Source organism: Mycobacterium xenopi, from assembly GCF_009936235.1.
Taxonomy (GTDB): Bacteria; Actinomycetota; Actinomycetes; order Mycobacteriales; family Mycobacteriaceae; genus Mycobacterium; species Mycobacterium xenopi.
The window spans coordinates 1600299-1611541 of sequence record NZ_AP022314.1 but is presented as its reverse complement, the minus strand read 5'-3'; the positions used below and the strand labels follow the sequence as shown (position 1 = coordinate 1611541).

The following is an 11243-nucleotide window of genomic DNA, read 5'->3' as shown; positions in this document are numbered from 1 at the left end:
TACGGGATGGCCGCTATCACCCCGCGTCGACCAGCGAGGTGGCGAAATGGGCGGTGGTGACCGCGGCTGTTTGCCAGTGATCGGTGACGTTTCCCCATCCACCCGGCCACGGTTGCCGGAATTCAGCACATCCATTGAATAAAGGAATGGCCATGAGGGCTACGCTCACCAGAAATTCGGCACACTTGCTCGCGGTTTTCGTGTTGACCGCCGCCGTCGCGTTGACCGCAGCGCCGCCCGCGAGATCCGACAACAAAGAGGCGCTGGCCAGCTTGGAGAAATCCATCGTGTTTCTGCAGACGCAATGGAGCGGCTCGATCCAGGTCCCGCCCAGTGCCGACGCGGCCGGAGAAGGTTACTGGACAGAGAAACTCAAGTATTCGGTGACCTGCACCGGCTGGTATGCCAGTACCTCGGCGCAGATTGTCACGGCCGGACACTGCGTGGATCCCGGACAAGGCCGCCTCGTCCTTCTCGACGGCTATCTACAGGACCAGAAAGCGACCAAGTTAAAGGACCAGGCGTACGCCAACTGGCGTGTCGAAGGCGACTTGGGTGGATCGCCTCCCGATCGCAGCGTGCGGGCTATCCAGCCCAACGGCGTCGATGGTGCGACCATCACCAGCCCTACCACAGTGGAAGTTGTCGATGTCAAAGCTCCTGAGGCAGGCGATATCGCCCTGCTGCACGTTCCCAACCTGAGCAAGCAGACCCCTGGGTTGGTCATTGCCGGAAATGCACCCCAAGTGGGCGACCCGGTGACCTCGATCGGCTTCCCCGGAGATCTGCAGGACATCGCCGACCAGAGCCAGATTGCTCGAGCCTCGTTCAAGACCGGCACGATCTCCAGCAACCAAGTGACCCCGTCGGGCGTGGTGCAAATCGAGGTGAGCACCGAACTCGCCCCGGGTATGTCCGGCGGGCCCACCGTCAACAAGGACGGTCAAGTCGTCGGCGTCAACAGCCGGGGCCTGACCACCCAAGCCGGCTTCAACTTCATCACCAATACCCCGGACCTGCGGTCATTTTTGGTGTCGCACAACGTGACCCTGGTCAAGCCTCCGGCCCCGCCCAAGGCCGGCTCAGGAATGCAGTGGTACCTGATCGGCGCTGCGGTGCTGATCGGCGCGGCGGTCGTCGGGCTGCTGCTACTGCTGCTGCGGCGCCGGCGTACTCCGCAGTTCGCGGGAGCGGCGGTGCTCCGATCGCCGGCTACCCGATGTCAGGGCCGGCGCCCGGGCCCGTGCCGGGCTGGATGCCCGGTCAAGCTCCCGGGCCGACCGCTCCGATGAGCCAGACCCCACCGGCCCCGGCTACCGCGCCGCCGGGCGCCAGCGCAGGTCCACCCGGACCGACGCCGACTGGAACCAGCCAGTGGAGCGGCGGTGACACGATGACAACTCCGACACGAAACGTAGGCAATTTTTGTGGCTCGTGCGGGGCCGCCCACAGCCCAGGGGCTCGTTTCTGTCCGCAGTGCGGCAAGCCGTTGAGTTGAGCGTCCGACGCGGCAGATAGCCAAAGCGATTGGTAGTCGGCGGTATTCGAGCTGCACTGCTTGCGTGGTCAGTTCGCTGCGCCCGACCTACAGCTCCGGGCCCTGCGCACGCAGGTCGTCGACTGTTGCCATCGCCTCACGCAGCCTGGCCAGCCACTCCTCGGTGTGCTCGCCGACCAGCTTGACCGCCCAGGCCAACGCATCGGAGCGGGACCGGGCCACGCCGGCGTCGACCAGGGTGTCAAGCACCTGACGCTCGGGCTGCTTCAGCCGCGTCATGACCGGTACCGCGATGTGGGTGAACAGGATTCGCTCACCACCGGCCTCGACGCCCCATGAGACCTTGCGCCCGTATCGGGCCTGTGCCTCGTCGGCGATGTTCATGCGCTCGGGCCTGGTTTCCTCACGGAAACGCGAGACACGCCCCGATAGACGGGCGCCGCTTTCCCCTTTGTCTTCGTCCGGCTTTTCCGGTTCGGGCAGCTTGCCGATGACGGTGATCTCCTCGCGGTCGACGATGACGGTGGGATCCCCCTCGAACCAGTCGTCGGGTAGGCGCCCGGCGAACCACTCCGCGGCGTCGCTGGCGTCGGGCTGATCGGCCTGCTGCCAGCCACCGGGCCGGCCGTACCGGCGCCCATGCATGTGATGACGTTTCATGATTACATGATTACATCATTACACGACCGATGGTGAGCCGTTCTCCACGAGCGAACAACCACGCCGAGCCCTCAGTGCTTACGAAGGACCGCCACCCCGCCGGCCACGGAGAGCGCCAGCAACAGGACCACCGCCCAGCCCACACCGGCCAAAACCCACACCGCGGCGACAGCGGCTATCGCCGGCGACGCCGCGAACAACACCATCGCCGGATGTTGTCTGACGACTTCCAGCGCGCTACGAGCTCGTATCGGGTCGATCTCCTTACCCGGCATGTGGCCAGGATGCCAGACTTCGGTCTGTGCGGTGAAAACCATTGATACGTCGGGCCGGATGGCGTAACTTTATGACCGAAGCAGACCCGGAAGTGGCTGATCCAAAGTGTCGGCATAGGGTTAGAGCCGGCCGCGCAGGATGTATGGAGACGCGCCCAAGTGCCCTCCGGGTCTGCCTTTATTTGTGCTGACGCCGTGCTCACGCCGGCCCACCCTCGCGGCTCTGCCCGCGCCGGGCGCGAGACAGCTTTACCTCCCCCTTGATGCCCTTCAGGCGCCGCGCGCCGGCAAACGACCAGCTGAACCCGACGGCGTCGATGTCCGCCTCGATCGCCTCCCGCGCCGACTCGGCGACCAGCACCGTGCCGGGCCGGGCCACGCCGGTGACCCGGCTGGCCACGTTGACCGGGCTGCCGAACCAGTCGCCGGCCCGGCTTACCGCGGGCCCGGCGGCGACACCGGCCCGCAACCGTGGAAACTCGTTGTCGGTGTCGATGATCTCGACAAGCTTGAGCACCGCGTCCAGGAGCGGAACCGCATCAGGGCTGACGAACATCACCGCGTCGCCGATCGTCTTGACGAATCGCACCGGCGGGACCGCCACGTCTCGGGCGAGGTTGGCCAGCCGTTCGGCGAGCTGCACCAGCTCCTCGGGTGGCACCACCTCACCGAGGCGGGTGAAGCCGACCAGATCGGCGAAAGCCACGGCCACGTGGCGCGCTCCGGGCAGCGGCGCTCCCGCGGCTCGCTCGCTGGCGTTGACGGCTTCCGTCTCCATCTGATGCCGCAGGTGCATGAACAGCATGTCCTCAATCCACGGACCCAGCAGCGGCGCGATCCGGCTGACCAGCTCATAGGAGCGCTTTGCGATGTCCAGCTCGGTTAGGCCGGGTTCGAGAATGGCGGCCAACGCGGTGTAGCGCATCACCTCGGCCGCATGCGAGAGGCCCTCGGCAAGAACACGCACCACCTGGACCAAATGGTCCGGATCGAGGCCGACCTCAAGGAACCGTTGCGCGTGCGCGGCAGCGACGCCGTCGGCCCGCATGTGCACGACCGCGTCGGGGTCATCGACCCGCGCCAGCCCGATCGCGCGCTGGATTCGTTGCAGCAGCTCAAGATCGACGCCTGTGGTTTCGCTGATCTCGCGGGCCGAAACATAGCTGCCGTCATCGCCGATCAGCCGCCGAGAGGCCAACAACATCGGGGTGAACGAGCCACGTATTTCCTCGACGGTGACTCCGTGGTCGAGCAACCATTCGATCAACTCGGCGCGCTCGGCGCGCGCCTTGCCTTCCAGGCCGCCGAGCAAATCGTCCGGCACGTTCATCTGGTCAACGTATAACGCCGTCGGCGGATGATGTGAGTTGATGACCACGCCGCTGCTCGAGGGGTTGCCGCCGGCGGTCGCTCGTGGTGCTCGGCTGCTGATTCTGGGTTCGTTTCCGAGCGCACAATCGCTGGCAGCTCGTCAGTATTACGCCAATCCGCGCAACACGTTCTGGCGCCTCACCGGCGAGCTGTTCGAATTCGACTACCGCGCAGCATACGAACGTCGGTTGGCCGCGTTGCAATCGCACGGGGTGGCACTGTGGGACGTGCTGCACAAGTGTCGGCGCATCGGCAGTTCGGACGCCAAGATCGACCCGCGCAGCGTGGTCGTCAACGACTTTGCCGAGCTTTTCGCGAATCACCCGACTATCACCCGGGTGTACTTCAACGGCGAGAAGGCGGCCACGATGTTCCGCAGGCTGGTCCACGTGGACACCCCGGTCAACTGTCGACGGCTACCGTCCACCAGCCCGGCGAATACTATCGCCTTCGACACGAAACTGGCTGCGTGGCAGGTTATTTCGCTGTCATGACACCGGCGGGCGCCGGTACGCCCAGGGCCTGGCCTTCTCGATTTGGGCGCTGAGCGCCAACAGTGTCGCCTCGTCGTCGGGTCGGCCGACCAGCTGAATCGCGAGCGGCAGCCCGTCGCGGTCCAATCCCCACGGCACCACGGCCGCGGGCTGGCCGGTCAGGTTCCAGATCTCGAAATACGGAACCTGGCGTCCGGCCAGCAGCAGGCTCGACACTGCGCCGCGGCGTTGGTAGGCGCCGACTCGAGATGGACCGGTGGCGGTGGCCGGCGTGACGACCACGTCCACGTCGTCGAAGATCGACTGGATCCTGGCGGCCAGCGCTGCCTCGCCCGCGCGCACCGCTGCGATACGCCGGTCGGAGATCAGCCGACCGATGCGCGCCATGTTGCGGGTGCGTGTCTCCAGCCGCTCGGGATAAGGCAGGGTGCGCGCATCGTCGTAGATTCCGCGGAAGTACCGCGGTAGATAGTTGCCCGAGACCGCCGCCGGCGGGTAGTCGGGGTCACGGGTGACGACGTGATGGCCGAGGTCGCGAAGCAGATCACCGGCTTGGTGCACCGCTGCGCGCTGCTCCCTACCACACTTGACGATCAGCGGCGGTGGAACCTTGGTGCTCAAGGCGATTCGCAGCCGTGCGGGGTGTCGCGCGGCCGCGCCGATGAATCCGCCGTCGGGGCCGGGCAGGGTCGCCGTCGCATCGAGAAGCAACGCCGCATCGCTCACCGAACGCGCGATCGGGCCATTGACGCTCAGGCCGCACCACGCGTCGTCGTGCGGCGCCAACGAAATCCGGCCGCGCTGGGTTTTGAGGCCGAACAGACCGCACCACGTCGACGGGATGCGGATCGACCCGCCACCGTCAGATCCCAGCGCCAGCGGCGCCAGCCCGGCGGCCACCGCGGCGGCGCTGCCACCGCTGCTGCCGCCCGGGCTGCGGCAGATGTCCCACGGATTGCGGGTCGCGCCGTAGGTCAGCGACTCGGTGAAGGGCAACATCAACAGTTCGGGTACCGCGGTCTTGCCGATGATCACCGCGCCGGCGGCGCGCAACGCGCGTACCACGTCGGCGTCGCGGCTGGCGGCCGGGCCGTGGGCGCAGGTGCCGTACGTCGTAGGCTCTCCGGCGACGTCGACGTCGTCTTTGACCGCGACCGGCACCCCGAGCAGCGGCAACCGTTCGCCGGCGTTTAGGCGGAGCTGCGCGGCGACTGCCTCGTGGCGCGCCGCGTCGGCCATGACCACGCGGTAGCACCGAAGCTGGCGGTCGAGTCGCGTGATGCGATCCAGATAGATCTCAAGCAGTTCGGGAGCGGTGATGGTGCCGGCCGCCAGCATCTGCGCCTGCTGGGCCGCACCGGCGAAAGCAACCTCGCGGGGGTCCACCGCGGCAGCGTATCGCGTTGCCACGGCAGACTACTGCACATGACCGACTGGGGATTCGATGCGCTGACCGAGGAGCGGCTGCGGCAACGCAAAACCATCAAGTGGAACTACTTCGAACCTGACGTATTGCCGCTGTGGATTGCCGAGATGGATTTTCCCACCGCGCCGGTGGTGGTTGACGCCGCGCGGGCCTGCGTCGCCAACGAGGAGTTCGGCTATCCGCCCGTTGACGACGAGCTGCCGCAGGCGACCGCCGACTGGTGCCGACGGCGCTATGGGTGGGACGTGCAGGCCGACTGGGTAAGAGTGGTTCCCGACGTACTCAAGGGCATGGAGGCCGTCGTCAATTTCCTCACCCGCCCGGAAAGCCCGGTCGTGTTGCCCGTTCCCGCGTACATGCCGTTCTTCGACGTGCTACGAGTCACCGGTCGACAGCGAGCGGAAATCCCTATGCTGCAAGATGTTTCCGGCCGGTACGTGATGGACCTGGACGCACTGGATGCGGCGTTCGCCAGCGGAGCCGGATCGCTGATCCTCTGTAATCCGAACAATCCGCTGGGCACGGCGTTCACCGCGGAGGAGCTGCGGGCCATCGTCGAGATCGCGGCCAGGCACGGCGCGCGAGTGATCGCCGACGAGATCCACGCCCCGCTGGTCTACGAGCGACCGCATGTTGCCGCCGCCTCGGTTTCCGACGCGGCCGCCGACACGGTGGTCACGCTGGTGTCGGCGTCCAAAGGCTGGAACCTGCCCGGGCTGATGTGCGCTCAAGTGATCCTGTCCAACCGTCGCGACGCCACCGAATGGGACCGGATCAACATGCTGCACAAGATGGGCGCATCCACCGTCGGTATTCGCGCCAACATCGCCGCCTACCGGCGCGGCGGCCCGTGGCTGGACGAGCTGCTCAGGTACTTAAAAGCCAACCGCGACCACCTGGCGCAGCGCCTGCCGGAACTGATTCCGGGGGTGAAGGTCAATACCCCGGACGCCACCTACATGTCGTGGGTGGATTTCCGCGCGCTGAACCTGCCCGCCGAGCCGGCGGACTATCTGCTGTCCAAGGCCAAGGTCGCGCTGAGCCCGGGAATCCCGTTCGGCGCCAAGGTGAGTGCGGGTTTCGCGCGGCTGAACTTCGGCACCACCCGCGCCATCCTGGACCGGGCGATTACGGCGATGGCCGCCGCGATGCCGGCTTGACGGCCGAGCCAGTACGGTAACCGCATGTCCTGTGTGTTTTGTGCGGTCGCGGCCGGAGAGGCGCCGGCAATCAAGATTTACGACGACGACGAATACCTGGCCATCCTCGACATTCGTCCGTTTACCCGCGGCCATACGCTGGTGCTGCCGAAGCGGCACACCACCGACCTGACCGACACACCGCCGGAAACGCTGGCCAGCCTGGTCACCATCGGCCAGCGGGTGGCATGGGCGGCGCGGGCGACCGAACTGGCCGATGCCACCCACATTGCGATCAACGACGGGCAAGCGGCCTTCCAGACCGTGTCGCACATCCATCTGCATGTGGTGCCACGGCGCAACGGCGACAAGTTGTCGTTCGCCAAAGGAATGGTGCTGCGCCGCGACCCCGACCGGGAAGCCACCGGACAGATCCTGCGGGAAGCGCTGGCGCGGATCGATGGCGGCCAGTAAGACTGGGCCCATGACTCATCTCTCGCCGATCGAGCAGGCAGGCGCGCAGCTGTTGCGGATCCACAACTTGATCTACCGGAAAACTAACGGCTGGATCGGGCATCGGATACCCGGCGCGCCGCCGAACCTGCTGCTGCACACGACCGGTGCCAAGACCGGGCAGCCGCGCACCACGTCGTTGACGTATGCGCGCGACGGCGATTCGTATCTCATCGTGGCCTCCAACGGCGGAGCCTCACGGTACCCGGGCTGGTACCACAACCTGCGCAAGCACCCGGATTGCGAAATCAACGTCGGCCCAAGGCGTTTCCCGGTGAGCGCGCAGCAGGTCAATCCCGACGACGCCGAGTATTTGCGGTTGTGGCAGATCGTCAACAAGAACAACGCCAACCGCTACACCGGGTATCAACGCAAGACGTCGCGACCCATCCCGGTGTTTGTGTTGACGCCGCGCTAGAACAGTTCTTTCGCCAGCAGTTCCAGCGTCTTTTCCCGCCCCGGCGCGCTTGCCGGCTCCGTGCCGCGGCGAGCCGAGGCGACCGGGTTGACCATCACCTCGTCGACGCCGAACCGCTCGGCGAGCGCCCGCAGCTGGTCGGCGGCCTCGACCGCGGTGCCCACCACGGCACGTTTGAGCCCGCTGGCGACGATGCGCCGCTGGTCGGGGGTGAGTTCGTCGGTTTCGGCGTCTTCGACCAGCTGCAGCGGTCCGAGTGGCTGCCCGGTACGCATGCGGGCCAGCATGTGCAGGTTGGGGAGCATCAACGCGGTTGACTCGTCGCGGGTTTCGGCTACCACGGCGTTCACCGTGAGGAATGTCGTCGGTTCGGCGGCTAGCTTGCTGGGCTTGAATTTCGAGCGGTAGACGGCGAGTGCTTCTTCGGTTCCCTTGCCGGAGAAGTGGTGGGCGAACACGTACGGCAACCCCTTGGCGGCGGCCAGGTGTGCGGAATACAGCGACGACCCCAGCAGCCACAGCCGCGGTTCGCTGACCGCAGCCGGGGTGGCCTTGAGGATGTAGTCGTGGTTGCGGATCGGCACCCGCGCGCCGCGCGCGCTCATCAGCGCCACGACGTCGTCGAGATAATCCGGGAAGTTCTCGATGTCGCGGTCGTCGCGGCCAGCTGGGCCGCGCAACGCCAGCGACGTCACCGGATCCGAGCCGGGCGCGCGACCGATACCCAGGTCGATGCGACCCGGGGCGGCGGCTTCCAGCAGCGCGAACTGTTCGGCCACCGCGAGCGGGGCATGGTTGGGCAGCATCACCCCACCGGATCCCAGGCGCAGCTGGGTGGTCTGCGCGGCCAGGTAGGCGATCAGCACCGGCGGGCTGGTCGCCGCGATCGACGGCATGTTGTGGTGTTCGGCGACCCAATAACGGGTGTAGCCCAGCCGGTCCGCCGTCTGAGCCAGCCGCACCGTAGCGGCCAGCGCATCCGACGTCGACTGGTCGGTGCGCACGGGGACGAGATCGAGAACAGACAGTCGCACGACGCTGTCAACGCCGCCGCTCACCGCGATAGTCCCGCGATCGTCGCGGCGCGACCGAGGACGTCGTCGAGCATCGCCGGCGTCAGCTTGCCGGTGAAGGTGTTCTGCTGGCTGGGGTGGTAACAGCCCAGCAGCACGACGTCGCGTTCGCCGGTGCGCAGTCTGGCCTGCGCTCCGTGGCCGAATTGCGGTGTCGGCCTGCTGATTTGGGCGCCGCTTGCGCGCACCATCTGCAGCGCGGCCCGCCAGCCGAAATTGCCCAGCGCCACAATGGCCCGCACGTCGATCCCGGCCAGCCGCCACTCGGCGTCCAGCCACGGCGCACAGGTCGCCCGCTCCGTTGGCGTCGGCGCGTTGCCCGGTGGCGCGCAGCGCACCGCCGCCACCACCCGGGTGCCATTGAGGGCGAGGCCGTCCGCGGCGTCGACGCTGATCGGCGAGTTGGCCAGTCCGGCGCGGTGCAAGGCGGCGAACAACACGTCACCGGAGCGGTCGCCGGTGAAGATCCGCCCCGTGCGGTTGCCGCCGTGCGCCGCGGGCGCCAGCCCGACGAGCAGCACCCGCGGGCGTTCGGCGCCCCAGCCCGGGACCGGCCGGCCCCAATACGGCTCGTCGGCATACGCCCGTCGCTTGGTCACCGCGACGTGCTCCCGCCACTCCACCAAGCGTGGACATGCTCGGCACACCGACACCACAGCGTCGAGCCCCGCCAGGGTTCGAGCGGCGTCCGCGAGCGCGATCACTTGCGCCGGGGTCGACGCCGCCGGGGTCTCGGATGTCGCGGGATCGCCCGGCCAGCCGGTTCCTGGTGGCACCGGGGAGTCGAACAGCGCGCCGGTTCGGGGATGGGCGAGGCTCACCGCTCTACTGTGCACGCCCGTGCACCTGCGGGGAAAATCGCTCGCCGACAGGTCGGGGCCGCTGCTAGATTTCGCGAGTCCCATGCCCACCCCGTCGCGCCGACCGGTTTACCTGATCTTGTCCGCGGCCCTGGTCGCCGCGGCGGCCAACGGCATCTCGCTGGTCGCGTTCCCCTGGCTGGTGTTGCAGCGCAATGGCAGCGCGTCGGACGCCTCGATTGTGGCCGGTGCCGCGTCGTTGCCGCTGCTGTTGTCCACACTTATCGCCGGCACCGCAGTGGACTACCTTGGGCGAAAGCGCGTTTCGATCGTCTCCGACGCACTGTCGGGCGCCACGGTGGCCGCGGTGCCGGTGCTGGCGACGAGCTGCGGCCGGCAGAGCATCACCGTCGGAGTCCTCGCCGCACTGGCCGCGCTGGGTGCGGTGTTCGACCCGGCAGGCATCACCGCGCGCGAATCGATGCTGCCCGAAGCCGCTGCGCACGCCGGGTGGACATTGGACCGCACCAACGGCCTCTACGAAGCGATTTTCAACGTCGCCTACATCGTCGGCCCGGGCCTCGGTGGCGCGCTGATCGCGACCCTCGGAGGTGTCAACACGATGTGGGTCACCGCCGGGGCGTTCGGCGTATCCATCGCGGCGATCGCCGTGCTGCGGCTCTCCGGCACCGGGCCGCCACCGGCCGGTGAACTGCCGCGGCGTCCGTGGTCGGGGATGGTCGACGGGCTGCGGTTGGTGTGGGACGTCAAGGTGCTGCGCACGTTGGCGCTGATCGATTTGGCGATGACCGGGCTGTACTTGCCGATGGAAAGCGTGCTGTTTCCGAAGTACTTCACCGAACGCAACGAGCCCGCGCACCTGGGCTGGGTGCTGATGGCACTTGGTGCGGGTGGGTTCGCGGGCGCCTTGGCCTATCCGGTCGTGGTCCGACGGATAAACCGGCGCACCGCGCTGCTGGCCGCCACCGTGACGCTGGGCGTGAGCACCGCATTGATCTCGTTGTTGCCTGCGCTGCCGGTGATCTTGGTGCTGTGCGGACTGATCGGACTGGTCTATGGGCCGATCGCGCCGATCTACAACCACGCGATGCAGACCAGGTCGCCGCCGCCGCTGCGGGGCAGGGTCGTCGCTGTCATGACGTCGGTGGCGTACGCGGCCGGGCCGCTGGGCTTCATGCTGGCGGGCCCGCTGACCGACGCTGCCGGTCTGCGAACGACGTTTATGGTGCTGGCTATCCCGATGATCGTGATCGCGGTGATGTCAGTGCGGCTGAGGTCGCTGCACGACTTGGATCGCATGCCCGCGACTACCGTCGAATAACATTGCCCGCCAACGGAACTCAACGGTACTGCGCTATTCCCAGCCCGTCGATACGCCCGAAGTCGGCAACGTTGGCGGTGACGATGGGGATGCCGAGCCGCAGCCTTGTGCAGAACGATTCGTTCGGCGAGCGCCGCGGCGCACGAAGGCGCTGATATGCCTCGAGGTCAGCCGCACTGCAATTATCCAGATTTATCCAGGCGTGGAGCTATGTACGCGATGGGCCTGGCCGAC

14 protein-coding genes are annotated in these 11243 nt (G+C 67.2%); 7 read left to right on the top strand and 7 right to left on the bottom strand.

Features of this window, described 5'->3' with window-relative positions:
• Positions 1–16: 16 nt before the first annotated feature.
• Positions 17–154, bottom strand: a complete 138-nt coding sequence (locus MYXE_RS07605) for a hypothetical protein (protein WP_161552059.1) — start codon at positions 152–154, stop codon at positions 17–19.
• On the opposite strand from MYXE_RS07605, the gene MYXE_RS07600 reads away from it, so the two are divergent.
• Entirely contained in the window at positions 153–1292 is a 1140-nt protein-coding gene (locus MYXE_RS07600; RefSeq protein ID WP_161552058.1) for a S1 family peptidase, read from the top strand. The two genes, MYXE_RS07605 and MYXE_RS07600, sit on opposite strands and share 2 nt — an antisense overlap.
• On the top strand, positions 1220–1498 hold the full coding sequence (locus tag MYXE_RS25235; RefSeq protein WP_415624462.1) for a zinc-ribbon domain-containing protein: 279 nt from the start codon (positions 1220–1222) through the stop codon (positions 1496–1498). The genes MYXE_RS07600 and MYXE_RS25235 overlap by 73 nt, the downstream gene beginning before the upstream one ends.
• Positions 1499–1585: 87 nt before the next feature.
• Here the strand turns inward: MYXE_RS25235 and MYXE_RS07590 are convergent, their stop codons facing one another.
• From MYXE_RS07590 to MYXE_RS07580, 3 genes are all read right to left on the bottom strand, one after another.
• Entirely contained in the window at positions 1586–2158 is a 573-nt protein-coding gene (locus MYXE_RS07590; protein ID WP_085197701.1) for a hypothetical protein, read from the bottom strand.
• 71 nt (positions 2159–2229) lie between these two features.
• Positions 2230–2433 (bottom strand): hypothetical protein, encoded by a 204-nt coding sequence (locus tag MYXE_RS07585; protein WP_039891040.1) that lies wholly within the window; start codon positions 2431–2433, stop codon positions 2230–2232.
• 199 nt (positions 2434–2632) lie between these two features.
• Positions 2633–3763, bottom strand: coding sequence for an adenylate/guanylate cyclase domain-containing protein (locus MYXE_RS07580; protein ID WP_050947778.1), 1131 nt, complete (start codon positions 3761–3763; stop codon positions 2633–2635).
• Positions 3764–3803: 40 nt separating this feature from the next.
• On the opposite strand from MYXE_RS07580, the gene MYXE_RS07575 reads away from it, so the two are divergent.
• Entirely contained in the window at positions 3804–4298 is a 495-nt protein-coding gene (locus tag MYXE_RS07575; RefSeq protein WP_085197699.1) for a DNA-deoxyinosine glycosylase, read from the top strand.
• Here MYXE_RS07575 and MYXE_RS07570 read toward each other — a convergent pair.
• A complete protein-coding gene (locus tag MYXE_RS07570; RefSeq protein WP_085197727.1) occupies positions 4293–5684 on the bottom strand; it encodes an amidase in 1392 nt (463 codons plus the stop codon). The genes MYXE_RS07575 and MYXE_RS07570 overlap by 6 nt on opposite strands.
• A 39-nt stretch (positions 5685–5723) precedes the next feature.
• Here MYXE_RS07570 and MYXE_RS07565 point away from each other — a divergent pair, with 39 nt between their 5' ends.
• The 3 genes from MYXE_RS07565 to MYXE_RS07555 are packed head-to-tail and all read left to right on the top strand — an operon-like array spanning position 5724 to position 7794.
• Positions 5724–6884, top strand: a complete 1161-nt coding sequence (locus MYXE_RS07565) for a MalY/PatB family protein (protein WP_085197697.1) — start codon at positions 5724–5726, stop codon at positions 6882–6884.
• A 24-nt stretch (positions 6885–6908) separates the two neighbouring features.
• A complete protein-coding gene (locus tag MYXE_RS07560) occupies positions 6909–7337 on the top strand; it encodes an HIT family protein (protein WP_085197694.1) in 429 nt (142 codons plus the stop codon).
• A gap of 10 nt (positions 7338–7347) precedes the next feature.
• Positions 7348–7794 (top strand): nitroreductase family deazaflavin-dependent oxidoreductase, encoded by a 447-nt coding sequence (locus MYXE_RS07555; protein WP_085197692.1) that lies wholly within the window; start codon positions 7348–7350, stop codon positions 7792–7794.
• Here MYXE_RS07555 and MYXE_RS07550 read toward each other — a convergent pair.
• Both MYXE_RS07550 and MYXE_RS07545 read right to left on the bottom strand, forming a co-directional pair.
• The gene (locus MYXE_RS07550; RefSeq protein WP_003922337.1) at positions 7791–8828 is read right to left on the bottom strand and encodes an LLM class flavin-dependent oxidoreductase; all 1038 of its coding nucleotides are present in this window, start codon (positions 8826–8828) and stop codon (positions 7791–7793) included. The two genes, MYXE_RS07555 and MYXE_RS07550, sit on opposite strands and share 4 nt — an antisense overlap.
• A gap of 20 nt (positions 8829–8848) precedes the next feature.
• Positions 8849–9688, bottom strand: a complete 840-nt coding sequence (locus tag MYXE_RS07545) for a uracil-DNA glycosylase (RefSeq protein ID WP_169714215.1) — start codon at positions 9686–9688, stop codon at positions 8849–8851.
• An 82-nt stretch (positions 9689–9770) separates the two neighbouring features.
• Here MYXE_RS07545 and tap point away from each other — a divergent pair, with 82 nt between their 5' ends.
• Entirely contained in the window at positions 9771–11009 is a 1239-nt protein-coding gene (tap, locus tag MYXE_RS07540) for a multidrug efflux MFS transporter Tap (RefSeq protein WP_085197688.1), read from the top strand.
• Positions 11010–11243 lie beyond the last annotated feature (234 nt).